Genomic DNA, 25444 nt, shown 5'->3' on the forward strand with positions numbered 1-25444 from the left:
TCGAGCTCACTATGTAACCCCTTTCAAATCATTCCTATAACAAAAGAGCACCATGGTGTCTACAAAAAGATGCTCCCTTATGAGAGCTACGTTTTCATAAACTTCACTCTCATAAGGGGATCCTTTTTATAACCATTGTGCTGTTTTGAAAATGCATGGTGTCTTTTCATATCGCTGCTTTTACGTAATAAGGTACCAAACTCGGGATTTATTTTAAAGGATGAAGTTACATAGAGATTGGTCCTCTCGTGAAAAAGCAATTTGTGTAAACTTTACTTCCTTATAACTTAGGCGCCTTCGCCCAATCCGCAGCAAACTTCTCAATACCTTGGTCTGTTAATGGGTGCATAGCAAGTTGTTCAATTACTTTATAAGGAATTGTTGCAATGTGAGCACCTGCCATTGCTACACGAGTCACATGGTCTGGATGTCTAACAGAAGCCGCAATAATTTGTGTATCTAATTGATGAATATCGAACAATTCAGCTATTTTAGCAACTAATAGTACGCCATCTTCAGAAATATCATCTAGGCGACCTAAAAATGGTGAAACATACGTTGCACCTGCTCTAGCAGCTAAAAGGGCTTGGTTCACAGTGAAAATAAGGGTAACGTTCGTTTTCACACCTTTTTCAGTAAGGTAACGACAAGCTTCTAATCCTGCTAGCGTCATCGGAAGTTTTATCGTGATGTTTTTATCACCACCGTTAATTTTAATCAGTTCTTCTGCTTGAGAGATCATTTCTTCAGCTTCTACAACATCTGGAGTTACTTCTGCCGAAACAGATTCAACTTTAGGCACTGCCTGACAAATTTCTGCAATACGGTCTTCAAACTTAATGCCCTCTTTCGCTACTAAAGAAGGATTCGTTGTAACGCCGGCTAAAACTCCAAGTTTATATGCTTTTTTTATGTCCTCAAGATTTGCAGTATCAATAAAAAACTTCATAATTCATTCCCTCCATTTTTTAAACGTTAACGAGTTATAATTTTAAGATATTTATTTCTTTTCTACTGCATGTCCACCAAACTCATTACGCAGTGCTGCTACAACTTTTCCTGTAAATGTATCATTGTCTAATGAGCGGTAGCGCATTAATAGAGACATTGCGATAACAGGAGTTGCTGTTTGAAGGTCTAATGCTGTTTCTACTGTCCATTTTCCTTCACCAGAAGAATGCATAACGCCCTTAATTTCATCCAATTTTGCATCTTTAGAAAATGCGTTTTCAGTCAATTCCATTAACCATGAACGAATGACTGAACCGTTGTTCCATACTCTTGATACTTTTTCATAATCGTAATCAAATTCACTCTTCTCTAAAACCTCAAACCCTTCACCAATAGCAGCCATCATTCCGTATTCAATTCCGTTATGAATCATTTTTAAGAAGTGACCGCTACCAGCTTTTCCTGCATATAAGAATCCATTTTCTACAGCTGTATCACGGAAGATAGGTTCAACGATGTCCCAAGCTTCTTGATCTCCTCCGATCATGTAACAAGCTCCATTACGCGCACCTTCCATTCCGCCAGAAGTTCCTGCATCCATAAAGTGAATGCCATCTTTCTTTAGTTGCTCATATCGGCGAATAGACTCTTTATAATGTGAATTACCAGCTTCAATTAAAATATCTCCTTTTGATAAAAGCGGAGTGATCTCATTAATAACAGAATCAACAACAGCGTGCGGAACCATTACCCAAAGAATTCTTGGTGATTCCAATGATTGCACAAGTTCGTTTAAACTAGACGTACCTGTAGCACCATACTCTTTCATTTCTTCCACCGCACTCGTATTTAAATCGAATGCAGCTACTTCATGTTTATGATCCATTAAATTCTTCCCTAAATTTAATCCCATTTTACCTAAACCAATTAATCCTACTCTCATAATATAATTCCTCCTTGAATTACCTTTCATCATAAATACATGTTAATAAAATGATGAATATCTTTTTGTCATATTGTTTTACATATAAAGAAACGTATGAAATACCTTCATGTAAGAATGTACTTATTTTTTCAATTCCTCATCTAACCACCATTTAAACTCACTTTCTTGTAATAGAGCATTCGCAGCATCTGGGCCATACGAACCCGACTTATATTCATGAAGTGGTAACAAGTTTTCTTCGAATGCTTCAAGTATTGGCTGCACCCATTCCCATGACAATTCAACTTCTCTCCAGTGTGCAAAGAATGTAGAATCTCCACATACAGCATCATAGATAAGCCTTTCGTAAGCTTCAGGTATTCCCACACCTGTTTGCTCACAAGTAAAATGAATACGGATCGGTTCAAGCTCTCCATTGTTCAATGGATTTTTACTATTTAATTGGAGTGAAACATTTTCATTTGGGCTAATTTCAATGATTAACAAATTAGGCGCTGCATTTGGATTACTATCTTGATACTGCTGTTTTAATGTATTTTTAAACTCAATTACAATACGAGTAGACTTTTCTTTCATTCTTTTTCCTGTTCGTATGTAAAAAGGAACATCAGTCCAAAATGGGTTATCAATCCATAAGCGAGCCGCAACAAATGTATCTGTTTGAGAAGAAGGATTTACTCCTGGCTCCTCTCTATACGCCACAACTTGTTGTCCTTTTATCTCCCCTAAAGCATATTGTCCGCGAATGATATGGTTCTGAACGTCTTCTTTTTTCACTTTACGAAGAGTCTCCATCACTTTTCGTTTTTCCTCACGAATTTCACATGCATTAATCTTTTCCGGCAGATTCATAGCAGTCATCATTAATATTTGCAGCATATGATTTTGAACCATATCGCGAATGGCTCCTGCATGATCATAATATGCTGCCCTTTCTTCTACCCCAACCGTTTCACTAGCTGTTATTTGTACATTCGCTATATGTTCTTTATTCCAAATCGATTGAAGAACAGGATTTGCAAATTCAAGTGCTTCAATATTTTGAACCATCGGTTTACCTAAATAATGATCAATACGGTATATTTCGTCTTCTTCAAACGTTCGACTAAGCTTATCATTCAGCTCTCGGGCAGATGTAAGATCATGACCAAACGGTTTCTCAATCATTAGACGCTTCCATCCATCTGTTTTATCAAGTCCACTTTCTTTAATATTTAAAGCAATGGTCTCAAAGAAGTCAGGAGTAACTGAAAGGTAGAACATTCTATTCCCTTGTATATTTTGTTCTTCTTCCCTTTCATGAACTACTTGTAATAACCTTTTATAATCTTCTGGCTTATTCACATCTAACGGACAATAACGAAAATACTCTAAAAAATCTTCTATTTTCGGAGTACCTTCTTCTCTGCGACGAGAAAAAGTTTCTATGGATTCTTTTACTCTTTTTTGAAAATCTAAATGAGATACTTCACGTCTTCCAAGCCCGATAACAGATATTGGCTTTGGAAGCTTTTGATCTCTATATAAGTTATATAGCGCGGGGTAAATTTTCCTTTTCGCTAAATCCCCTGTCGCTCCAAATAAAACAAAGGTCATCGATTCCAATGTCAGTCCTCCTCGTGATGTATAGTCATTGCCAATATAGTAAGAATGCATTGTACAGAAGCTACTATTATTGTTGATCCAATCTTACTTCTTAACTTCTAATTTTTTATATTTGTCGCTTTCTAATTGTCCCCAATATTAATAGTGGCAATTCAAAGCATTTTCCCCACATCCTACTTACTCAGTTATACTTATATAAAATAACTAGATTACAAAAAGTAATTAAGTTATTTTATGTCTATCATATTAACTACATAGATTATTATCGTCAAGGAAAGTGTCTTGAATTAAAGATTTTTCATTTCGTAACATCTTATTAAAAATATGTTCATGAACTGAATAATAAAAAGGAAAAACCGAACATATTCTTGTTCGGTTTTTCCTTTTTATTATTGCTTTAAATGATTTTTAACTGCCCTTATAACTAATTCATGATCTTCTTCTGGTGGTAACCCTGAAACTGTTATCATTCCAATAACTCCTACATCTTTTATTTGCACAGGAACGCAACCACCAAACGCAGCATAATCCGACCTATCTAAAAGATACTTTTCATTATATGGAACACCCGTTATTTCACTTTGTATTTGCATATAATACGAGCTATGATTGTGCAAAGAAACAACTCGTTTTTTACGCTCAATCCATTTCGTATTTTCCTCAGTTGTCCCCGTCATCTTGAAATGAAATAATTGCACACCATTTTTCGCTATATCAACAGCAATCAATTTCCCTTCCTTTTTCGCTGTTTCAACGATAAATAAACCTATCTGCAGTGCATCTTCATTTGTAAAAGAGGAAAATTGAAGTGTTTCCTCCTCTATTAAAATTTGTTTACTTATTTCATTCAAATTTGAAGTACTCATATGTTTATCCCCCTTACTCACTTTATGCCACATTGCTATTTTTAAAATTATGCGACCCTACCGTACGGACTTTCCATATAACTAATAACGTAAAGCGTATTCTTTTCTTCTTGTTGCTATTATGAATTATATTTAACGCACTAAAAATGTATGTCCTCTAGCGCAAAACATTTCGTATAGAAGTTTTCTTCCAGCTACTACTTACAAGCATAAAAAAACCAGTTGCTTAAGCAACTGGTTCACTAAAAGTTTTATCTAGGATATTCATTCAACCAAAGGAATGCTTGTTCATAATCATCGAAAAATTTTACAGATTTTTTTGTATTAGATTGTTGTAAATAATTCAGTATCTCTCCTTCTTCAAGAAGAAAAGCCATTGCCTTACTGTGTTTCAAAATCGTTTCATTGAAAAACTTCTCTTTCCATGCTTTTTGAACAGAAAAGTGATCTGGTATGTATCCTTTTCTATCGATCAACAATTTGTATTTCCGCCCTTCGGAAATGAATTGCTGACAAACTTGCTCGAAGCCATTAAACCATTCATAAACATCATCTGTTTTAATCTTGCCTATAAGACGAGTAACAATTATATCTCCGGAAACCGTTGTACTAATATTCAGTTTACTCAATCTGAAATCATCTCCCTTAGTTACAATTATGCGTGAATCCCTCATAAAATCAATAAGATCAAACTGTAACGCATTAAAAAGGGACAGACTCTCCAAACGGAGAAACCTGTCCCAAAATCGTTCTATTTTGCATTAGAACTAACAATCGTGAATTAGAATAATGATTTAATACTTGCTAAAACAGTAAGTACACCTACAATAATAACAAATACGTTACTCATTTTCCCTTTGTATTTAGCTAGTACTGGTACTTTTTGAATCGCATACATCGGTAATAGACATAAGATAGCAGCAACTAATGGACCGCTTAGAGAATCAATAAGTCCAAGAATACTTGGATTTGTATAAGCAACAAACCAGCATGATAATACAACAAAAGTAAGGACGATTGTTTTAATTGTTTTTTCTTCAATAACTTTTCCACGTGATTTACCGAACTTAATAATCATGTCACGCATTACTTCAAATGCTCCGATATAATGGCCAAGGAAAGATTTTGTAATAGCCACAAAAGCAATGATTGGAGCTGCAATCGTAATTACAGGTGAATTAAGCTCATTAGCAAGATATGAAAGGATTGATAAGTTTTGCTCTTTTGCCATTTTTAAATCCTCTGGAGTCAAGCTTAATGTACTACTCCAAACGAAGAACATAACTACAGCGAATGTCATGATATAACAAACTTTTTGTATTTGCGCACATTTAGCATCAGTAGCTTCTATTCCATACGTAGCTCTCTGTTTCACAACAAATGATGAAATCATAGGTGAATGGTTAAATGAGAATACGATGATTGGTAGAATCAACAGTATCGTTCCAAAATATCCTGTTCCTGTTGAAGCAGTAGAAACAGCTGAAAAGCTAAGCATTGACGTATTCCACTGTGGAATTAAAGATATTGCGATAAACAGTAGAGAAGCTATGAAAGGATACACTAGCATACTCATGATCTTTACAGTAATATCTTGACCAAAATTCAGTATAGCGATAAGACCAAGAACTAATACAAGTGATAAAATAGCCCTTGGAGGCTCTGGCATGTGCAATTGATGCACGATAAAACTACTTGCAGTATTTGTAAGCGCAACCGAATACATTAGCACGATTGTATAAATTGAACCGAAATATACGATGTTAAAAATGATACTTGCTTTATTTCCGAAATACTCTCTAATTGTACCTGTGATCCCCTCATCAGCAGAATTAGAAGCGTATATCATTTTAGCAAGTGCCCTATGTGAGTAATACATAACTGGATATGCAAGCAATGTAATTAGTAGTAATGATAATAAACCACCTGAACCTGCATTAATCGGTAAAAAGAGCACCCCTGCTCCAATTGCAGTTCCAAATAGGCTCAATGCCCATGTAGTATCCTGCTTATGCCACTTTTTCGGATCTGCATATTGCTCATTTTCTAGTGCGATATTTTCAGCTTGAACTTCTATTTTCTTTGCAGTATTCCCGTTCATATAATAACTCCCCCTTGTATCCTATTCTTGCGTATCTCTTTATAGCTAACGAACATTCCCTTTTTTCGGAAAATAAATTCCTTACAAGTTGCCCCACATTGTATGTCCTTCATCATAATGAATCCAAATTGAAACATTCGCTAGTTAGCGTCCTAACATAAATGTTAGCGTTCACAAAAAAGTTTACTCGTACTATCCGCTCTTTATATAAAGACCGCTTAAGAGAACAATATTGAATAGACTTCATAAATACGTTGCAACATTTCTAATAACAGTGTGTTACTTTAATGGTTTCTCTTACTTACTTGTAACAGTAATTTTAGATAAACCGGCCTCTCTTCATTTATGAGGCATTTCTTTCTCAATTCTATACATCACTTTCATAACTTCGGCAGCATTTATGGTATTGATTACACAAGCCACTGAAGCACTTTACATACATTTCGCCTCTAATCACACGCCTTTCTTTCTATTAATCGCATTTTTTATATTTTCTCCAGAGATCATAAAATTTCTCTCGACGCCCTCATTATAACGTGTATATTTATAAAATTAATATTTTTATATTTTCAGAAATATTCAATGGATATAATTTTACATGGATAATAATTTACAGTTAGCATGCAACCCTTGTTCCTATCGCTTATAACGGAATTAATCAGCAAAAAACACAGTAAAATATTGTTTATTCAAGATACTCATTTTAAAAATTTTTATATTCTTCTTTATCTAAAAATTTTATTTTGATTTAAAAAAGATATTCTAATAAATAATTAACGTGGTTAAAAAGAAATTTCTTTTTAAATGCATAAACCAATTTTTAGGTTATATATTATCAATATTGCATTCATATACATTTTTAGGAAAATACATATTTTAACTTGATGACAATAAGAGAACCGCTAACATTTCGCAAAAATCTTCGCTAAACGAAAAAATAAAATAAGCTACCCATATATGGACAGCTTATTTACATCATTATCATTGTTAGGTGTAGGCAAACGAATCACTTCAATGTCATCTTAATTTTAGTTTTTTCAAATCTTCTTCAGGGATATTTCTATGTTTGTATTGAATGGGTTTTATTTCATTTCCTTTTATACGAAAAGTAATTGTGTCCTCTCCATAAGGCGGATTGTGTGCCCCTTCAAAAGTTTGAATTTGCACAGTTACATAGAAAATATAATTTGCTTCGTCTTTTGTTATTTCAACAATTTTTTCAGAACCCCGGTACCAAAGCTTCGGTTCCTTATAATATTTTTCAACTTCTTTACTTATTGGTTCTAATAAAAGATTAATTACTACTTCTTTTAAATTTTTTTTTGGTACAGGTATTCTGTTAATCCTTTTTCTATTTACATTTATAATTTTCCAAAAACCACTTTTCTGTTCAACGGTATAAAGAACATTCGTACCATCCTCTTTCCAAAGATGAAAATAACCTTTAGTCCCCTTAATATATAATCGTGGTTCATCAATCCATTCACCTTCTGTTTGAACTATACCTAAAAACAGTTGAGTAAGCGGCGTTATCTTATAACCTATTTGATTAAAGTCACCAAACGAATAAAGTTCATAACCAGTTAAATCTATGTCAAAATATTCGTTGATTTCATTTTCACTTTTTCCAATTGCTTGAGCAGAAATACAGGGTAGTAAAAAACTCAGAAGATATATGATGCTAATTATTTTTATTTTCATACCATCAATCACCTCTTTTATTAAAATGCAACAAAAGAGATGATATTATTGATTATTACACGATTCATCCTATTAAAAGCAAGTAATGTAATCTTTAAAACCCCTCATTAACTAGCTCTTTTATCAAGTTTAATTTTGCAGAAAGCTCAATAAACCATTCTTCATCCCCTGTTAATAATGCAAGGTCTATAAGATAAAGGATTTGCTCCTTATTTATTACCTTTGATTCAGGGAGTTTGTTAACATGTTTACTAAAGAGTAAAATCGCTTCGTTCATTGTGTACTTGTCGTCACGTTTCACAATGCTAACTGTAACTACATCTTCCACTTCATCAAGTGATACAATGTAACCAACTATGAATTCACCCTCATTTGATATTCCACGAACCCAATCTCCCACTTTTAAAACATGATTATTATTTGACATCATACTTTTTCACCCTCTTATAAATATTTTTTGTAACGATAAAAAAGATATAAAAACTAACTTAAACTGTAATGTTTTTTATTACATTTAATTTTTAAGAACTCACGGCTACATAATAATTAAGCCGCTTAACGTTCTTGATTAATAAGATCAACAACTTCTTTCATTGTATAATTCTTTAAATATTCACCTAGATGTTCTTCCGCACCTAAGAAAATAGCAAAAAGAACTTTCCGCATGTTCGAACCTACAATACACTGATCATTTGATTCTGGACACTTCGGCTGTAATGCCCCTTCAGAGGTTATTTGATACATATTCCAAAGATTAATTTCACTTAAATCACGGGCAAAAATAAAACCTCCACCCGTTCCCTCTTTTGATTGTATAAACTTATGTTTTTTTAACAAACTTAGCACTTTGCGAATGCGTACTGGATGAACACCTGCACTTTCGGAAATAGCATTACTTGTTGACATCCGATCTGGCTGTAAAGCTAAATAAGTTAAACTGTGAATGGCCAAGGTAAAGTCGCTGTTCATCGTTGTCCTCCTACGATAAAAAATATGATTTCTCGTTTAGTAACATACTGTAGCCATAAATATTACAGATAGGTTAGTCAAACGTTAAAATATATAAGAAGCATGCTTAGCATGAAAAAATAAATTCCTTTATATTCTATCAGAACTCCCCTATATCTCCTAACTTCATTTAGCTTTTTAAGTTGCAAATAAATTTAAACGGTCCACTGTTTCTTAACTTGTTCTTCTGCCAATTGTTTAATTTTTGTCCAAATCGTATCTTTACTCACAATAACATTTGTGTGATAGTTTCTATCTTTATAATTAACCGTAACACATACTTCAATCACTTCTGTTTCCTCCTTTCAAAATATTACTTATTAATTAGCCATTTTTTGCAATTCAATATTCAAAAATGTTCGAACGCTACGCGGTAAAAATTTACGAATTTCTTCCTCGTTAAAACCAACCTGTAATCTTTTTTCATCCAGCATAATTGGACGACGTAACATTTGAGGATACTCAATTATTAATTTATAAAAATCATTAAGCGAAAGCGCCTCAATATTTATATTTAATTCCTGAAAAGTTTTAGATCTAGTTGAAATAATTTCAGTAGCACCATCTTCAGTTAAACGGAGAATGGATTTAAGCTCATCGACTGTAAGAGAATTTGATACGATATTTTTTTCGGTATAATCAATTTGATGTTCTTCAAGCCATGCTTTTGCTTTTCGGCATGAACTACAGCTTGCTGTCGTATATAAAATCACCATATTTTACACACTCCTTTACTTTTTAAATTATTATATAGATTATTGAAATGTATTAAAAAAAATTACAGTTTAGAATGAAATACACGTTATATTATTTATTCAAAATATATTTAATTTATCTGTTTTTTACAAACGATGGCAACTCACTTCTAAAAACTATACTGTAATTTTAAACTTTACAGTTCAATTAATCAACTGTTAAGTCTTGGATGCATTCCATTAGCGAAACAAATTATATTCCACTTTATTTATTCATTTCTTTCCTACATGTTTAGCATAATAAAAGCTACTGCATTGAACACAACAACATTGTAGGAGGAAATACGCGAACAAAAAAGCAAAGCGCGCACACTTTGCTTCTTACAAAATCCCTTTTAACTTTTTACCAATTAACTCCGCTACATATTCATAACCTTGTCGGCCAAAATGTAAACCGTCTTTTTCATCATCTTCTACAAAAAATCTTTTATAACTCTGTTCTTGAATCATCTCAGCATATAAATTCAGAAAATAACTTCCTATTTCCTTCGCCACTTCCTCTACTACGTCTGCATACTGACCAAGTATTTTATTTGTTCTATTATGCTGGCGTTCTTCATCAACTGGTGCAGGACTAATAAGTAATACTTTTTCTGGTGAAATCTTACTTACAATCTTCTCTAAATTGTCTTTGTATACTTGTAATGGTACTGGATCAAATAATACCGAATCATTCGTACCAAGAAAAACTGTTACGAAGTCTGGTTTATGTGATAGTACATCATCTTCAACCCTATGTAACGCGTCGAACGTATTATCACCCGGAACCCCCGCATTTACCACCTTCCAATTTAGAAACATCTCTTGCAGACGCGGTGTTAACCTTGGCGTTCCATCAAAAAACGTTTCATCAGCTGTAATACTATCACCGAAGCATACTAACGTTTTCATAGAGCTAACTCTCCCTTTACGTATGAAACAGCTTTCCTTCTACCGCCTTAATATATCTTTCCGCAGAACGTTCCACTGCTTCATTCGCATTCTCTTTCACTACTCGGTGAAAAGCATTATATAAACGATTGAATTGTAACGGCTTCACTCGATTTGCCATTTCTTCCACTTTTCTTGCCGGTAATGGAATTAAATTTGGATAGCTGTACATGAAACTCACCCACTGCTGATCCGCTACGACTTGAATAATATCACCTGTTAATAAAATACCTTTTCCATCATTTCCTTCTTCCCAATGTAATACAGAACCGCCGCTAAAATGTCCTCCGAGACGATGAATAGTAATTCCGTCCGCTAATTGTAAAGACTCGCCAGACCAATAAATAATACGGCTACTCGGGCGTACTACCCACTCTTTATCGTCTTCATGTATATAGATTGGTACATCAAACGTTTCTGCCCATTCTACTTGCGTTGAATAATAATGAGGATGAGATAGTGCTATCGCATCTAACCCGCCCCACTCCTTTATCTTCTCAATTGTCGTTTCATCTAAATAAGTAATACAATCCCATAGTAATCGATACGCTTCCGTTTTTACTACATATCCCGTTTGACCAATTGCAAATGTCGGTTTTGTCGTAATACTATAAAGCCCATTTTCTTCTTCTATCATTTCATTTTTATATGTACCACTCGATTGCAAGTTTTCTAAAGTCGTCCAAGACTGTCCTTTCGGATTCACATATTGTCTCTCCTCATCACAAATAACACAACTTACCGGTTCTTCCACACTCGCTGCATACTGTACGCCGCACGTTGTACAAACGAAATTTTTCATCATAATTCCCCCTATCCCTATATTTTTATGAAGCTGATTTTTGTTGATAATGATCTACTTTTTTATTTTCAATTACTAAACCTATTAGAGTCAGTAAATAGACAACTGTAACTGCCAATGGAATGACAGTAAATCCATTGTCTGCAAAAAGAATCCCGCAAACTGACGTTACGAGCACAGTCCCTACTGACAATACACCATAACTTTTACTTTCATAAATCCATACGTACGGTACAAAATGAACCCCTATTAACATCGCTACTACAAAAGGTAGCCACTCTGGAAATTGAAAATAGGCAAGTAATACAAACGGAATATTTAATACATTTATCCCGCCAATTAATCCAGCTAAAGTTCCTAGCGGATTTCCTTTCACAAACATATCAATTTTCAATATAGCAGCTATCATTAAGCCAAAAGGAAATACACAACCCATACCAATTAAATACACCCACACAACTTGCTTTTCTGAAAGAAGAACACCCGTTACACTTGCTACAATCCAAAATAAAATACCAGCTATTATAACTGGAAATCCTCTTTTCGTTCTTTGTGCTAAATCTCGTTTTGCTTCTGCTATGTTCATTTCACTATCTCCCCAAACTATTTGTACTATAAAGCCGGCTTAATTTTGCCTATCCAATAACGCCAAGCTAGTAAATAATCTTCTAAATCTTTCGGGTGGTGTCTTAAACATGTGTCTATACGCAAATATAATCCTATGACTATTTCCTCGTATAAATCTCGATCTTTTTTAAGGAATACACATTGCTTCATCGCATAATCAATCGTTTCTTTCGTTAAATCTTCCGGAGTTGAACAGAATGCGTAAATTAAGTCATATAAAGGATCTCCAAGGACTGGTAACGGATCAATTACTCCATGTAACTTATTCTGCCGGAATATAAAATTATGAAATCCGAAATCACCATGTAATAAAAAGGGTTGATTTACTCCGGCTTCCCTATTTGCTAGTTTAAGAACCGTTCTATATTCTTCTTCACTTATGTAACATCTTACATTTTCATAAGCTTCCATCACATTTGCAGTTAAAAATTCATTCCAAGATTGAACCGGACCTTCTTTCCATCCCCAGCCTTCTGCCTCTGGAACCATTTTATACTTATTGATAACTTCTTTTACAAGTGTACGAAGCGTACTTCGTTTATATCTTTGTTTACACGAAGTATTACCTTCCAGGAAAGAATACACGAAATATGTATGTAAAGGTTCCTTATACAAAAGCTTTGAAAATAAAGTATTCCCCTCATAAAAAGAAAGAAAATTAGCTTCTTCACGTATTACTTCCGCTTCATTCAGCTTTACTACATATTTTTCGTCCAACAAATATACAGTACTTGTCGTTCCTCCGTTCAACGCTTTTACGCTATTTGGAGCATGTGAAATAACTTTCTCTTTAACTAGTTGTGCAGCAATTATTGAAATGTCCATTCTCTCACCCTTTAATTTCGAAGATCCCCCCAATTCAAAAGACAACTTTACTATTATTTGACAAACGAATAGGAAACCCCTTCCAAAATCTTAATATAACAAAAATTCATTTACTTTTATATTTCAAAAATAAGGAAATACTAACAACAACGTTACATACATATTAGGAGGACAATATGAAACCTGAATTTTTAAAAGCAGTACATGATGCCATTGGAAGTGTCGAACACATTCATATAGAAGAAAGCGGTGCTGACAGCTTACTTATCCATCATGATGATGCACAGCAATTACAACAAGTCGCTAAAACGTTAGAAAACAACAATTTCCGCTCTGCTTTAAGAACAACTGGAGATGCTTCGTATATTGAAGTGTTGAACAGATAATGAAAGTCTGGATGTATTCCGGGCTTTCTTTTTTTATCCCACATTAACGGGCAGTAAGACCCCCACTGATTAAAGTTTCACTTTATATTGAAACTTTAAACTCTTTCACATACACCGCTGTTCCAGCAATATCTATTTGTAATTTCTCATTTTCTACATCTTTCGTTACATATACCGTTACACGGCCATCTTTATTCATTTCCTGTCCTTGTTCAACGATTAATTCCATTTTATGGTCAAAACCTTTCTCCAAATACATCGCATAGTACGCTCCCATTACACCTGAAGCTGTTCCTGTCACTGGATCTTCAATCGTTCCAGCATAAGCCGATGAGAAATGACGCCCATGCATTTGTGCCTGTTCATCATAAGTTTCTAAGCAAACTGGATGAATAGAAGCGTTAGGTATTTCTTTTAATACCGATGGAAACATCTCATTGTTAGGCTTCATTCTCTCACATACATCTAGATTTTTAACCGGTACAATTACAGTCCAGTTTCCTGTACTTCCATATACAATCGGTAAACTTACATCTAAATCATTTACGTCCAAACCAATGCTATGAGCTAATTCTTCTTTTGAACATGCAAATTCTTTAAACTGAGGTGTAGCCTGCCTCATTTTAATAAAGGTTTCTCCCTTTTCATTTACATCTATTTGTATTGCTAAAACCCCTGCCTTCGTTTCAATCGTAAAACTTGTTTTCTCTTCTAATAAACCTCTTTCACACAAGGCAAATATTGTTCCAACTGTTCCATGACCACATAAATCCATTTCAAAACGAGGGGTAAAATAGCGAACCTTTAAATCTGCTACTTTTGAAGAAAGAACGAAAGACGTTTCGTTAAATCCAACTTTTTCAGCAATACGCTGCATTTCCCCTGCTGTTAAACCATCCGCCTCTAATACAACACCTGCTGGATTCCCCATATTTGGTTTATTCGTAAATGCCTCGTAATGAAATACCTTTATAGTCTTCATTTTCTTTTCTCCTAACCTTCTTTAAAAATTTTATAATAAAGCTCTATCTCCGTTTTCACCGAACAACGATTTCTCCAAAATACCCTCTGCATCTTTTCATTTGAAGTATGTGTGCTTCCGATGTAATAAGTAGCACCCATTTCCTTTAACATATGTAACGATTGAAGATGCATTTGGGAAGAGATTCCTTTCCCGCGATAATGAGGCATTACCCCAAAGTAAAATAATCGTCCTTCATTTTCCGTTCCAGACTCTATATGCAGTATGGACAAACCAATCGGATCATTTTTATCATAAAAAACAATGCATGACTTCTCCCAGCCTTTACCTAACTCTGTTTGCACTGAATAAAAATGCTCATCAATATTTAAAATTGAAGTTTGGTTTCCTGAGTTCAACATACATTGCTCCCAAATGGATTTAAAATCTTTTGCCGATAAAGTTTCTTCTATTGAACGGTATGTAAATTGTTTTTCAAGTGCCTCTACATCGTCTAACTCTCTACACACTTCTATCTTTGCTGCATGTAAAGAAAAATCCGCATCAAGTAACACCCTCACACTTGAGTTATAACTACTAAACCTTTTATTTAATACAATACTCGCTCTTTTTAACTCCCAGTCAAAACAAATCTCTTCAAATCTACCTATCTTTTCTTTATATGTTTGTACGTTATAAAAGAAATCTTCTTCTACCTCTTCAATCGTTACTGTATTTGGCAAGCCATTTAATACTTTTTTAGAAGGGCCAAATAAATTCTGAATGATTGTAAGATTGCATATCACCACTTCAATTCCCCCACACCCGGCTCAATAAACTTCCCTGAAACGTCCTCATTTGAATCAATTACCCAATCATATATATTTTGCGCTCCTTCAGCCGGAGTCATATTCGCATCAAAGGCACCGATATCAGTCTTTAATTTTCCTGGGTGAATTGCCGTTACATGAATTCCTTTATTCTCAAACTCTTGTTGTAAACAAAGTGTTAACATATTTTGCGCAGCTTTAGCAATTCGATAGGAATATGAGAACTGTCCTTGCGGAAACTCTTTGTTCGCCATTTTATGTAGTGATCCTAACCGAGAGGACACATTTATTATTCTCGGCTGATCCGATTTAGCTAAAGCCACATATGTACCTTTTACAGCTCGAATTACGCCTAAGCAGTGAATATTAAATAAGTCCGTTAACTCTTCTGAATTTGTATGTAAAATCTCAGTCTCCTTTCCAGTAATTCCAGCGTTATTTATAACTAGATCCATATACTCTGTATATCCCTCGAGCTGATTCTTAATCTGCTCCGTACTCTCATCAAGTGATAAGTCTGCCAATATAGGAAAACATCTACAACTAAACATTTGCTTCAATTGCGTTACCGCAACCTCAGTTCTAACTAACGGATAAACGATATGCCCATTTTCATGAAATACTTTTACTAACTGTAACCCTAACCCGCGATTTCCCCCTGTAATTAGAACTCTCATATATCCATCTCCTTATTTTTAAAATAAATAAGAAAGTCCATCCATTTACCATTCTCTAAAGAAAACGCCTCTCTCTTGCATTCAAGTGAAAAACCTGTTCTTTCCGCAAGACGAACGGATGGCTCATTATCAACATGTATATGTAATTCAATTCTATGTAAATGAAGACTATTAAAAAATAACGATAACGCAGCTTTCACACTTTCAATACCATATCCATTTTTCCAGTATTGATTATGTATGGAATACCCCATCACCGCCCATTGATAGTCCATACGTAAAATTTTTATAAGCTCTAGCTTCCCAATATTAGCCCCATCTTCTTTACGAAAAATACCTAATACATACATCTCATCTCGATGCGCTGCTTCATCAAAACCTCTTATCCATTCCGTGAACCATTCTTTTGTTGATGATGCCATAACTTGATGGCCATCGTCATATTTATACTGCGATGGTAGCCTCTTATGAAATCCATCTAACCAACTTTCATAATCATCATTTTGGAACGGACGGATTATGAGCCTCCCTGTCTCTACTTGTAATAACGGTAGATTCATTTATATCTCTTCCTTTTATTAATGATTGAATATTCTTTATTATCTTACACAAAATACAAAATCTAGTAAATTATTATGTTCTTTACAAACAAAAATCCAGTTATGCTTTGTACATAACTGGATTCCTCATCATCTAATCGTTTTTTATTTTACAAGTACACCTTCTCTTAATTCCCTCTTCAACACTTTCCCTAAAGCATTTTTCGGTAATTTGTCCATAAATACAACGTCTGGTATTTTATAACTTGCTAGTTTCTCTTTACAATGCCGTATAATTTCTTCTTCCGTTAAAGACGTTTGCATATCTTTTACAATATACGCTGTCGGAATCTCTCCCCAAAAGTCATCTGGAACTCCAACTACTGCAACTTCTAAAACACCATGTATTTCATGAATAACATCTTCTACTTGATCTGGATATACGTTGTCACCACCGCGTATAATAACGTCTTTATATCTTCCCATAATATGCAGGAATCCGTCATCATCTATCATGCCAGCATCGCCCATGTTAAACCAATTATCTTTTACTACCTTGTTTGTCGCCTTTTCATTATTCCAATACCCTTTAAACATGTATGGACTTCTCACATGAATCTCGCCAACTTCATTTGTTGTTAGTTCATCACCTGTTTCTGGATGAACAATTTTTAACTCTACATGTTTCAAAGTTTTCCCTACAGAAGACATCTTTTCTTTTCCCATCATTGGATGCCATGAAGTTACAACCCAACCTTCTGTACTCCCATATCCTTGCACCATATATATTCCTTTTTCCATATATTTTTGAATAAGTGTTTCTGGCACTTTTGTACCACCACTTTGTGCTACTTTAAAAGTTGAAATGTTACGTTCTTTTTTATTTAGCTCCTCAAGCATGTAGCTATAAACAGCTGGGAACGCAAGCATCGTAGTAATTTTCTCTTCTTCAATCTTATCCCAAATAAGAGCAGGATTCGAATCAGCTAAAAAGATCATCGTAACACCATGATAAATACAATTTAAAATAGAAAGCACTCCACTCATATGAAATAATGGATGCACGGATAAAAAGCGTTCACCTGCTGGAAATTCTCTTTGGCTCGCAATCTCAGAAAAATAATGATGTAAGTTTTTATGTCCAATTACACATGCTTTTGCCTGTCCAGTCGTTCCTGAAGTAAATAAGTAAATCGCATCATCATCTTCATGAACTTCTACGTTCGGTTCTGTCATTGACTGTTCTTGTAATGTTAATTCAAATGAACCAAATCCTTCTTCAGTCGTTTTAATTACATAAGGAATTTCTTTAACAGCATCAATTTTTAAAGCTTCATGGAACTCTTCATCAATAACTAACACTTTTAATTTTGCTTCTTTTACAATCGTTTCTAACTCATAAGCAGTAAGCTGATGATTTAACGGAATACATACAGCTCCAATTTTTAAACTTGCCATCATAACGCTTGGAAACGGATGATTATTTTTGCATAGTATTCCAATACGATCTCCTCTTTGTACACCGTTATGTAGCAAATAGTGTGCAAGCTGATTTACTCGTTCATTATACTGCTGAAACGAATACCTTTTCTCTCCCCCTACAAGCGCTTCCAAATTTGGTGATTGCATTGCTCTTTTTTGTAATAATTTTTGCATCGTTCTCAAGTAAAACTCCCCTTTATATATATTAGGTTTTTTATTTTACCAGATTAACTATTAATTTACTAAAGATTACACTTAGTGAATATAAAATCAATAAAAATAGCCATCTACTTAACAAGTAAATGGCTATTTCCTCTTATATATTAGAATACTCCTTATTCATCACATAGCGCACATACTCCGGTGCACTTTTATTAATCTCTTCATCACTTAATTTATATTCGGCACCATATAAATAAAATGAAGGTATAAATTTCATGTCTGTATATAAGCACGTAGCTTGAAATGGTTTCGTTAACTCATCCATTGTAATTCCGCTATTTTTATAGTCTTTTTCTAATCCACCTATAGAAATAGCTAGACCAAATTCTTTCCCTTTCACTTTATCTCCTTTTGATCCGTACGCAAATCCATATGTTAATACATCGTCAAACCATTTTTTTAATAATGGTGGTGAACTGTACCAATAAAGCGGAAATTGAAATATATATCTGTCATGTTCTACTAATAGCTTTTGCTCTTCTTCGATATTAAACTCCCAATTCGGTGCCGCTTTATATAATTCATGCACCGTTATTTCATCCGAATGTTTCTCAAGTTCTTCGATCCATCTTTTATTAATTTTTGATTTTTCAATATTAGGGTGTGCTACAATTACAAGTGTTCTCATCATCTTCCATCCCCTTTTTAAATTATTCAATCCTTTACGTATTAGTATGAGTGAGTCACATATAATTGAAAAGTACGTACTTTAAAGTGCTATAGGAACCTTAAAGTACCTGTGGAGGTGTTATATGAATCAAAATGAAGACTGCCCAATTGCAACGACACTCGATGTAATCGGCGGAAAATGGAAAGTTCATATTTTATGTGTGTTGATGGATGGAAAAATGCGAACAAACGAAATCCGACGAGAAATCCCAAACATTACGCAAAAAGTTCTAACTCAACAACTTCGCCAACTTGAAGCTGATGGGATTATCCATCGTACTGTATATCAAGAGGTACCACCAAAGGTTGAGTACACAATAAGCGAATACGGGAAATCTTTAATGCAAATTATGGATGAACTATGTGAATGGGGAAAAGATCATCAAATGAAAAGATTACATGACTAAAAGAACATTACCGTCTTTATTAAATCTTCTACATTCATATTAGTAGTTCAATATTTCTACTGAAATTTTATATTAGAGGGACTCCAACAACTCGTAATTTAGAAGCCCAAATCTTTCAAAAGTAAAAAACAATAACATTCATCTACAAATACTCTTTATAACAAAAGTATCCTATACTTTTTACCTTATATTTTATTCGGACACTTTTTATTCATTGAACCGCATCCTAGTTGTTAGACATATAGTCAACAATTTGAGATGTGGTTTTATTATTCGGATAACAGCTCTCATCAACTTTAATAATCATGACTGCAGACAAAATACTTTGCAAAGAGTTCCTGTACAAGGTGATTTTTCACATAGACTTACCAAATAGAATTTTTATAAAAAACTTCTCACATTTAAATTGGACAAGCATATTTTATTGTATAGGGACTCCCTACTCATAGAAAACTACCTTTCTATTCTAAGAGCACGCATATTTGTGTGCTCTTAAACTATTTACAATAAAATAAAGAGTTTATTAATTTGCTTAATTCACTATCGGAAAAGTACCCATAATAATATCTTTATATTTATCTATTGTTTTTTGATTTTTATAAAACTATACTATTTTGGAGTTGGTTAATACGTTACAAAAAACTGACCGTGTAATCATTATGGTCCCTCCATTTTCTCAAGTGTTTGTTACATTTTACTCATCATCAGGAGAACTTCTTTCATCACAAGTCTTATCTAATACCTCTCCACATCCTGTATCAATGTATGCACTTAATGAAATTGAAAGCGAATTATTTGAAGTCGAGTTACAACCACTACTACTTCATTAAAACTGCGAATAGTCCAGAAAAATGATTATCAATTGTATTAGTGATACAATTGATAAATTCACTTTTATAAAAACATATCTACAACGGAAGAAACACTACATTTACAGTTAACTATAAAATCCCGTTCCAAAGGACTACCCAAAACTCCCCACCTACATACTCCCATGATCAAAAATATTTGTCTCTATTTCATATAAAGTATGATAAGCATCCATAAAGATAAAGCACCAAGGATAGCAAGCACTATACGAGTAGATAGTACCCTTACTTCGAAATCGGTCTTCTTGGATGGTTCAGGATATGCAATTACATAAATCCCTTTTAATAGTGCGAGCCATGCAATAAGTGTAATGAGTCCCTGCCAATTAAGTTCCCAAACATTATGTAGAATAACAGTACCTAATCCTAGGAAAATTGATAGAAAGCCATACATAATTCCAAATCCTCTGTCTTCTACCACTAATTTTTTCAGTTCACGTAGTATAGATGGTCGCACAAAAAGTATTCCTGAGATGATAACCGTTATCCACCCCCAAAAAAATCCTAAAAAAAGGCTTACCTCCATTGTTACTCCACTCCTTTCAATTACATTTATATTTCAGTTATTTTCCCTTTAGTATTAGATCTATAGATAAAAAACTAAAAATGTAACTTTGGAGTAAAGTCGTACTCTTTATAAAATATTTCATGTGTACATAAATAATCCTTCACCTTGTTAATTTTAACAAGGTGAAGATCATACAATATTATTAAATAAATAAAATAATCTAACTAAGATGTATAACAAATTAATAACCAGTCTACATACAACTTATGTTAGTAAGAAAATCACATACACTTATACATATTACTTTTGTATAAAATCTTAAAAATTGTAGTCACACAATTACTTTAGCATCCTCTTCTTAATGTCTAGACAATCAGTATTTAAACTAAACATGCTAATATTGATTTTGTGCGATTGTCAGTTACCTCATAATAAATTTCTAACCCTTTCCGAGTACCTGTAACGACTTTCGTAGCTTTTAGTTTAGATAAATGTTGACTAATTGTACTTTGAGGCATTTGTAACGTTTCATACATTGTCGTTACGTTAATTGGGCCTTTTGCAAGCATTATTTTTACTAATGATAAACGGACAGGATGTGCCAATACTTTCAATACTTCAGTGATTTCTTCATACATTTCTTTCATATTTTTTCTCCCCTTTTATATAAATATTATTGATATCCATATATATAATTCGAAAGGATATAAGATTTTGTGTCCGTCATTTTAAAAAAATGTTAAAAATATCTTCAGATGGAAGGAATCTCCCCTCCGTTCAATATTCTATAGATTTTTCTTCCACTAAATATTATGTGGTAGGAGCTTTCCTTACTGAGACCCTCTGCCATTGTTCTCTTGCTGATGTCCATTATTCCCTTGGGAACCTCTACCATTGTTCTCTTGCTGGTTCCCATTATTCCCTTGTGAGCCTCTTCCGTTGTTTCCTTGACCATTCCCATTATTTCCTTGCGATTCTCTTCCGTTGTTTCCTTGACCATTCCCATTATTTCCTTGCGATTCTCTTCCGTTGTTCCCTTGCTGATTCCCATTATTTCCTTGCGACCCTCTTCCGTTGTTCCCTTGCTGATTTCCATTATTTCCTTGGGACCCTCTGCCATTTTTCCCTTCCTGATTTCCATTATTCCCTTGCGACCCTCTTCCGTTGTTCTCTTGCTGGTGCCCATTATTTCCTTGGGATCCTCTTCCGTTGTTCCCTTCCTGATTTCCACTATTCCCTTGCGATCCTCTACCATTGTTCTCTTGCTGGTTCCCATGATTTTCTTTTATTTGCTTAGATTGCTTTTGTTCTATATACTCTTTTTTCTCATATCTTTCTTCATTTACATGAGTTGCATCCGGTGATATGTCAGATGGCGACTTTGGTTGCTCTTGATGAGATGGAGTAAGCGATTTTTTCTTCTCATTCTCTTGTTTTATATAAACGCCCGTTCCAACTCCTGCTTTCTTGGCATCCTCCCGTATTTGCATCGTACTGCTTTGATATTCAACTGTAATATGTTTTATCTCATACTCTTTCTTTAATTCCTGCAAAGCCTTTTCCAACTGTGGTTCTAGCGATTTGTCCTTTGCAACAGCCGTTAGCATAACTTTCTTATCATTTGTTAAGTACTTATCCTCTTGACTCTGCTTTATAATCGTACGTATTACGTCTTGCAGATGCTTATTTTCCCACCCTTTCATTTCTTTTAAAATACGCCTTCCATCATCATTACAAGCCCGCAAATCTATAACACGAAGATCCTCCGTTACGCTCGCCTCTAAACTTGGATTTATATCAACTGAGACATAAGCAAACACTTTTTCTTCTGGTTGATTGTAAAAAAACAGCAATACGCATAGAAAACCAGCAACAATTACTGTTGTAGGCTTTAAGAAAGGTGGTATGGAAAAACGCGGCGCTCTTTGTTCCTGTTTGTTAAACGAGATTTCCTCTCCTATCATGTATGGGTGCGCTTTTCTTTTAAATGTAATAAACTCTCCATTTGGAGTTAAAACAACTACGTTATGCTTTTTTATATCCATCACAATTCCTTTATTCATCATGCTTTTCCCCTCTTATGTAATCAAGAATATATGTATAGTTGTTTGCAAAAATAATGCACATTGCAATAATGTATTTTCTATGTCGTTCCAACGTTTTACGACTTACCCTAACACGTGGTTCAATATGTTTTAGTGGTAATTTTTTCTTTCGGAACAACTCTTCCATCATTTCCTCTTCTTTTATAATAATCTTCACAATTTCTATTAGATGTTCACGCGTATCACGATGCTTAGGAGATTCTTTAGCAAGCTCTGAAAATGTGATTTTAAACTCAGCTAACACACTTTGAAAATGAAGAATTTCCTCCTTACGGTTACTATTTTCGATCTCTTTCATATACTCCGTAAGCGATACTTGCATTTCTAACATTTTCTCTTGCTCATCTTCTTTTAAAAAGACAAAGTTATGCTTAGACTCCTTGCGTATATAGTCAATTACATCTCTTTTTATAAGAAGATCAGCAAACGCTAGAAAAGATTTCCCTTTTTTATATGAATACTGTTCAATTGCTTCATTAAACGCAAACAGTCCAATACTATATTCATCATCCTGTTCTGTAATATACCGGCGACAGACAGACGATATGGATTTTCTAATAAAAGGCTGATACTGTACGATAAATGCGTCCCTATCTCCTCCGTTGTTTTGTATGTTATATACGATATCTTCTATTTTCGGTTTTCTTAGGATCTTCATTACTAAACTCAACACTAGTAATCTTCCAGCCTCCTTCAAATAGCAAAAAGGCCACTAAAGAAGTGACCATTTAACCATATTTTGTAAGTGTTTTCCCTTTGGTTTGTCCTCTTGCTGTTACTTATATTTTTTGAGACTAACTTTTTCCCACTGTTTTCTTAACGAATTTCCTTTTGTCTCGTCACTAAAGTTAAGTTTGTATTTTAATGTACTTTCTTGTTTTCTTCCGCTTGTTTTGCTTGCTCTTTTTCTATTTTATCTGCAATCCTTGAATAACTCTTCTCTTTACCATTGGTAATTTCATCCTTTGATTTCGGATTCCACACTTAATCTAGTAATTTTATTAACACTTCAATATTCTTTCATCATCATTTTTCTTCTATTAATTTTCTTCACTAATATATATTCGGAGGAATACAAAGTTTTATGGGGGTCAAAAAATATTTTTTATAAAAAATATATATTTATTTCAAAAATAAAAACCATTGATTTGAAAAAGGCTAATCAATGGTTTTCTTTTTATATGCCTCTGATACCTTTGTAATTAAATCCAAACATTTTCTACTGTACTTTTCTTCATTATGCGCAGGGATTATAACAGAAAACTACATATCTTTTATACATTACATATATCAAATTTTATTAAGTTATATTATAAAAAAAGTACCTAAAACAATATGAACATATTAATTTAAATGTATTAGGGCTCTTGCCACATCTCTATCAAGCTAACAAAATAAAAATTGAAGTTGTATGAGTTTAGATTGATAACGATGTGTTGAGTCTCTCTATAAAAAAACCACAGTTTACACCCAAACTGTGGTTTTTCGACGTACAAGGAATTACATAAATCATTAGTTGGCTGTCTAATGATTTATCAATATCTGTCTCTAGTTTTTTAACTCTGTAATAGATGCAAGGCTAATTGCTTACAGTATGAAACCAAGGCAATTGTTTAACATATGTATCGCCATGACATATGCAAGGGATCTTTTAGAAATCAGATAAGCAATAGTAAGTATCACCGCGCCTGGTAAATAAATAGCATAATCCGAAAGCTGGTTCGTATGAAGGAATGTAAAGATTAGAATCGAAATGATAGATGCAATAGCAGTACCAATATAATGTGAAAAGTGATTTATTAAAATATAACGAAACACAATTTCTTCAAGTATTGGACCCAGAATACCAAATACAAGCAATGTAAATATAAGAGGTACCTCCGCACCCCTTTCAAGGAGCTGTTCTTGGTTCTCTGGCTGACCAGTTGCTAGAAAATACATAATAGAATTCTCAATAATTACCATAAGTAAAACCACCATAGGAATACTTACTATTTTCAAAATTGTTTTCTCTTTAAAATAAGTAAAACTTTGAATGATTTCTTTCCTAAAGAAAATTATTCCTACAATAGCAGGTACAGTAAAACCGATGGCACTAAGAAGAAATTCTGATTCAACTAAATTGACATTAGCTAAAAGTGATATGCCAAATAATATGAACAAGCCAATTTGAAATGGTACAAACAGTGTAAAGATTAGTAGCATAGTAAGTTCTTTTTTATTCATTTTTATAAAGTTCATTTTGTTATCCTCCTAATTAAATTACCTACAATCTTTGATTTTTCTTTCTGCATAAAGTTCTCCTTCTAAATATATTCATATAAGTTAACGAACCGAACCGTTCGGTTCGGTTCCAGTGTTCAATAATACTATATGTTTCTAGTTTTTTAAACCCTTTTTACAAAGTATTAGCAAAAAAACATGTTAAAAACCAAATATATTTACTTCTCAGTTGCTTATTTACAATCAAATTCCAGTAATTATTAATGATTAATCGTTTATAGAATGGAGTGAAAGTGGGAGTAGCCCGCCCCCTTTAGCTTTAGCTAATCCTATTAATAAAAATTAGATATAATAGTCATATGTTTATACATTAAAATTAACGATATTTTTACTTCTTCTATGATTTTAGGTAAAATTAGTTGTATAATATGACTGAATTAACCAATTGG

28 protein-coding genes and 1 pseudogene are annotated in these 25444 nt (G+C 33.7%); 2 read left to right on the forward strand and 27 right to left on the reverse strand.

Features of this window, described 5'->3' with window-relative positions:
• Positions 1–280: 280 nt before the first annotated feature.
• From fsa to JDS99_RS02110, 15 genes are all read right to left on the reverse strand, one after another.
• Complete coding sequence (fsa, locus tag JDS99_RS02040; RefSeq protein ID WP_087984123.1) at positions 281–949, reverse strand: fructose-6-phosphate aldolase; 669 nt, start codon at positions 947–949, stop codon at positions 281–283.
• 51 nt (positions 950–1000) lie between these two features.
• Complete coding sequence (gnd, locus tag JDS99_RS02045; protein WP_088609547.1) at positions 1001–1894, reverse strand: phosphogluconate dehydrogenase (NAD(+)-dependent, decarboxylating); 894 nt, start codon at positions 1892–1894, stop codon at positions 1001–1003.
• Between the two features lie 123 nt (positions 1895–2017).
• Positions 2018–3502 (reverse strand): glucose-6-phosphate dehydrogenase, encoded by a 1485-nt coding sequence (gene zwf / locus JDS99_RS02050; RefSeq protein WP_199694400.1) that lies wholly within the window; start codon positions 3500–3502, stop codon positions 2018–2020.
• Positions 3503–3891: 389 nt separating this feature from the next.
• A complete protein-coding gene (locus JDS99_RS02055) occupies positions 3892–4401 on the reverse strand; it encodes a heme-degrading domain-containing protein (RefSeq protein ID WP_170968437.1) in 510 nt (169 codons plus the stop codon).
• A 218-nt stretch (positions 4402–4619) separates the two neighbouring features.
• Positions 4620–5042 (reverse strand): STAS/SEC14 domain-containing protein, encoded by a 423-nt coding sequence (locus JDS99_RS02060; protein WP_088064486.1) that lies wholly within the window; start codon positions 5040–5042, stop codon positions 4620–4622.
• Between the two features lie 107 nt (positions 5043–5149).
• Positions 5150–6469, reverse strand: coding sequence for an aromatic amino acid transport family protein (locus JDS99_RS02065; RefSeq protein WP_046954708.1), 1320 nt, complete (start codon positions 6467–6469; stop codon positions 5150–5152).
• Between the two features lie 1017 nt (positions 6470–7486).
• Positions 7487–8170: a DUF3888 domain-containing protein gene (locus JDS99_RS02070; RefSeq protein WP_142291786.1), complete on the reverse strand. Its 684-nt coding sequence runs from the start codon at positions 8168–8170 to the stop codon at positions 7487–7489.
• A gap of 94 nt (positions 8171–8264) precedes the next feature.
• A complete protein-coding gene (locus JDS99_RS02075) occupies positions 8265–8600 on the reverse strand; it encodes an IDEAL domain-containing protein (protein WP_000987459.1) in 336 nt (111 codons plus the stop codon).
• A gap of 125 nt (positions 8601–8725) precedes the next feature.
• Positions 8726–9139 (reverse strand): Rrf2-family transcriptional regulator SaiR, encoded by a 414-nt coding sequence (gene saiR / locus JDS99_RS02080; protein ID WP_001083471.1) that lies wholly within the window; start codon positions 9137–9139, stop codon positions 8726–8728.
• A gap of 194 nt (positions 9140–9333) precedes the next feature.
• Positions 9334–9468 carry a BA3454 family stress response protein gene (locus JDS99_RS02085; protein WP_000573513.1) on the reverse strand — a complete coding sequence of 45 codons (135 nt, stop codon included), beginning with the start codon at positions 9466–9468 and terminating at the stop codon, positions 9334–9336.
• 30 nt (positions 9469–9498) lie between these two features.
• Positions 9499–9894 (reverse strand): transcriptional regulator SpxA, encoded by a 396-nt coding sequence (gene spxA / locus JDS99_RS02090; protein WP_199694401.1) that lies wholly within the window; start codon positions 9892–9894, stop codon positions 9499–9501.
• A gap of 360 nt (positions 9895–10254) precedes the next feature.
• Positions 10255–10824, reverse strand: a complete 570-nt coding sequence (locus JDS99_RS02095) for an SGNH/GDSL hydrolase family protein (protein ID WP_199694402.1) — start codon at positions 10822–10824, stop codon at positions 10255–10257.
• Positions 10825–10840: 16 nt separating this feature from the next.
• Complete coding sequence (locus JDS99_RS02100) at positions 10841–11665, reverse strand: MBL fold metallo-hydrolase (RefSeq protein ID WP_199694403.1); 825 nt, start codon at positions 11663–11665, stop codon at positions 10841–10843.
• Positions 11666–11690: 25 nt separating this feature from the next.
• The gene (locus JDS99_RS02105; RefSeq protein WP_199694404.1) at positions 11691–12251 is read right to left on the reverse strand and encodes a DUF7010 family protein; all 561 of its coding nucleotides are present in this window, start codon (positions 12249–12251) and stop codon (positions 11691–11693) included.
• Between the two features lie 26 nt (positions 12252–12277).
• On the reverse strand, positions 12278–13117 hold the full coding sequence (locus tag JDS99_RS02110) for a phosphotransferase family protein (RefSeq protein ID WP_199694406.1): 840 nt from the start codon (positions 13115–13117) through the stop codon (positions 12278–12280).
• Positions 13118–13293: 176 nt separating this feature from the next.
• Here JDS99_RS02110 and JDS99_RS02115 point away from each other — a divergent pair, with 176 nt between their 5' ends.
• On the forward strand, positions 13294–13503 hold the full coding sequence (locus JDS99_RS02115) for a hypothetical protein (RefSeq protein WP_044443258.1): 210 nt from the start codon (positions 13294–13296) through the stop codon (positions 13501–13503).
• An 82-nt stretch (positions 13504–13585) separates the two neighbouring features.
• Here JDS99_RS02115 and JDS99_RS02120 read toward each other — a convergent pair whose 3' ends face one another.
• The 6 genes from JDS99_RS02120 to JDS99_RS02145 form a co-directional block, all read right to left on the reverse strand.
• Positions 13586–14485 carry a PhzF family phenazine biosynthesis isomerase gene (locus tag JDS99_RS02120; protein WP_088064079.1) on the reverse strand — a complete coding sequence of 300 codons (900 nt, stop codon included), beginning with the start codon at positions 14483–14485 and terminating at the stop codon, positions 13586–13588.
• Between the two features lie 11 nt (positions 14486–14496).
• Positions 14497–15270, reverse strand: a complete 774-nt coding sequence (locus tag JDS99_RS02125) for a GNAT family N-acetyltransferase (RefSeq protein ID WP_199694553.1) — start codon at positions 15268–15270, stop codon at positions 14497–14499.
• Entirely contained in the window at positions 15267–15971 is a 705-nt protein-coding gene (locus JDS99_RS02130) for an SDR family NAD(P)-dependent oxidoreductase (protein WP_199694408.1), read from the reverse strand. Before JDS99_RS02130 ends, JDS99_RS02125 begins: the two co-directional genes overlap by 4 nt.
• Positions 15968–16531, reverse strand: a complete 564-nt coding sequence (locus JDS99_RS02135; protein WP_199694410.1) for a GNAT family N-acetyltransferase — start codon at positions 16529–16531, stop codon at positions 15968–15970. The genes JDS99_RS02130 and JDS99_RS02135 overlap by 4 nt, the downstream gene beginning before the upstream one ends.
• Positions 16532–16675: 144 nt before the next feature.
• Positions 16676–18175 (reverse strand): class I adenylate-forming enzyme family protein, encoded by a 1500-nt coding sequence (locus tag JDS99_RS02140; protein WP_199694412.1) that lies wholly within the window; start codon positions 18173–18175, stop codon positions 16676–16678.
• Between the two features lie 133 nt (positions 18176–18308).
• On the reverse strand, positions 18309–18842 hold the full coding sequence (locus JDS99_RS02145; protein ID WP_199694555.1) for an NAD(P)H-dependent oxidoreductase: 534 nt from the start codon (positions 18840–18842) through the stop codon (positions 18309–18311).
• A 124-nt stretch (positions 18843–18966) separates the two neighbouring features.
• On the opposite strand from JDS99_RS02145, the gene JDS99_RS02150 reads away from it, so the two are divergent.
• Positions 18967–19290, forward strand: coding sequence for a winged helix-turn-helix transcriptional regulator (locus JDS99_RS02150; protein ID WP_073515730.1), 324 nt, complete (start codon positions 18967–18969; stop codon positions 19288–19290).
• Positions 19291–20304: 1014 nt separating this feature from the next.
• Here the strand turns inward: JDS99_RS02150 and JDS99_RS02155 are convergent.
• From JDS99_RS02155 to JDS99_RS02175, 6 genes and pseudogenes are all read right to left on the reverse strand, one after another.
• Complete coding sequence (locus JDS99_RS02155) at positions 20305–20685, reverse strand: hypothetical protein (protein ID WP_088064083.1); 381 nt, start codon at positions 20683–20685, stop codon at positions 20305–20307.
• A 362-nt stretch (positions 20686–21047) separates the two neighbouring features.
• Positions 21048–21314, reverse strand: a complete 267-nt coding sequence (locus JDS99_RS02160; protein ID WP_002167922.1) for an ArsR/SmtB family transcription factor — start codon at positions 21312–21314, stop codon at positions 21048–21050.
• 183 nt (positions 21315–21497) lie between these two features.
• Positions 21498–22730, reverse strand: coding sequence for an anti-sigma factor domain-containing protein (locus tag JDS99_RS02165; protein ID WP_275952169.1), 1233 nt, complete (start codon positions 22728–22730; stop codon positions 21498–21500).
• Positions 22723–23445: an RNA polymerase sigma factor SigI gene (gene sigI, locus JDS99_RS02170; RefSeq protein WP_098858390.1), complete on the reverse strand. Its 723-nt coding sequence runs from the start codon at positions 23443–23445 to the stop codon at positions 22723–22725. Before sigI ends, JDS99_RS02165 begins: the two co-directional genes overlap by 8 nt.
• A 494-nt stretch (positions 23446–23939) precedes the next feature.
• Positions 23940–24026, reverse strand: a pseudogene (locus JDS99_RS31840) (glycosyltransferase); the annotation flags it as partial.
• Between the two features lie 333 nt (positions 24027–24359).
• The gene (locus JDS99_RS02175; RefSeq protein WP_199694416.1) at positions 24360–25013 is read right to left on the reverse strand and encodes a CPBP family intramembrane glutamic endopeptidase; all 654 of its coding nucleotides are present in this window, start codon (positions 25011–25013) and stop codon (positions 24360–24362) included.
• Positions 25014–25444: the final 431 nt, after the last annotated feature.

The sequence above is a fragment of the Bacillus cereus group sp. N6 genome (genome assembly GCF_016483705.1).
Classification (GTDB): Bacteria; Bacillota; Bacilli; order Bacillales; family Bacillaceae_G; genus Bacillus_A; species Bacillus_A wiedmannii.

Coding starts and splice junctions, on each gene's coding strand:
- JDS99_RS02110 (WP_199694406.1), bottom strand. CDS start 13,117: ATGGACATTTCAATAATTGCTGCACAACTAGTTAAAGAGAAAGTTATT.
- JDS99_RS02095 (WP_199694402.1), bottom strand. CDS start 10,824: ATGAAAACGTTAGTATGCTTCGGTGATAGTATTACAGCTGATGAAACG.
- JDS99_RS02150 (WP_073515730.1), top strand. CDS start 18,967: ATGAATCAAAATGAAGACTGCCCAATTGCAACGACACTCGATGTAATC.
- JDS99_RS02160 (WP_002167922.1), bottom strand. CDS start 21,314: ATGAAAGAAATGTATGAAGAAATCACTGAAGTATTGAAAGTATTGGCA.
- JDS99_RS02145 (WP_199694555.1), bottom strand. CDS start 18,842: ATGAGAACACTTGTAATTGTAGCACACCCTAATATTGAAAAATCAAAA.
- gnd (WP_088609547.1), bottom strand. CDS start 1,894: ATGAGAGTAGGATTAATTGGTTTAGGTAAAATGGGATTAAATTTAGGG.
- JDS99_RS02165 (WP_275952169.1), bottom strand. CDS start 22,730: ATGAATAAAGGAATTGTGATGGATATAAAAAAGCATAACGTAGTTGTT.
- fsa (WP_087984123.1), bottom strand. CDS start 949: ATGAAGTTTTTTATTGATACTGCAAATCTTGAGGACATAAAAAAAGCA.
- saiR (WP_001083471.1), bottom strand. CDS start 9,139: ATGAACAGCGACTTTACCTTGGCCATTCACAGTTTAACTTATTTAGCT.
- JDS99_RS02105 (WP_199694404.1), bottom strand. CDS start 12,251: ATGAACATAGCAGAAGCAAAACGAGATTTAGCACAAAGAACGAAAAGA.
- JDS99_RS02115 (WP_044443258.1), top strand. CDS start 13,294: ATGAAACCTGAATTTTTAAAAGCAGTACATGATGCCATTGGAAGTGTC.
- JDS99_RS02155 (WP_088064083.1), bottom strand. CDS start 20,685: ATGGAGGTAAGCCTTTTTTTAGGATTTTTTTGGGGGTGGATAACGGTT.
- JDS99_RS02075 (WP_000987459.1), bottom strand. CDS start 8,600: ATGATGTCAAATAATAATCATGTTTTAAAAGTGGGAGATTGGGTTCGT.
- JDS99_RS02135 (WP_199694410.1), bottom strand. CDS start 16,531: ATGAATCTACCGTTATTACAAGTAGAGACAGGGAGGCTCATAATCCGT.
- JDS99_RS02175 (WP_199694416.1), bottom strand. CDS start 25,013: ATGAACTTTATAAAAATGAATAAAAAAGAACTTACTATGCTACTAATC.
- JDS99_RS02065 (WP_046954708.1), bottom strand. CDS start 6,469: ATGAACGGGAATACTGCAAAGAAAATAGAAGTTCAAGCTGAAAATATC.
- JDS99_RS02100 (WP_199694403.1), bottom strand. CDS start 11,665: ATGAAAAATTTCGTTTGTACAACGTGCGGCGTACAGTATGCAGCGAGT.
- JDS99_RS02120 (WP_088064079.1), bottom strand. CDS start 14,485: ATGAAGACTATAAAGGTATTTCATTACGAGGCATTTACGAATAAACCA.
- spxA (WP_199694401.1), bottom strand. CDS start 9,894: ATGGTGATTTTATATACGACAGCAAGCTGTAGTTCATGCCGAAAAGCA.
- JDS99_RS02070 (WP_142291786.1), bottom strand. CDS start 8,170: ATGAAAATAAAAATAATTAGCATCATATATCTTCTGAGTTTTTTACTA.
- JDS99_RS02130 (WP_199694408.1), bottom strand. CDS start 15,971: ATGAGAGTTCTAATTACAGGGGGAAATCGCGGGTTAGGGTTACAGTTA.
- JDS99_RS02055 (WP_170968437.1), bottom strand. CDS start 4,401: ATGTGGCATAAAGTGAGTAAGGGGGATAAACATATGAGTACTTCAAAT.
- JDS99_RS02060 (WP_088064486.1), bottom strand. CDS start 5,042: ATGAGGGATTCACGCATAATTGTAACTAAGGGAGATGATTTCAGATTG.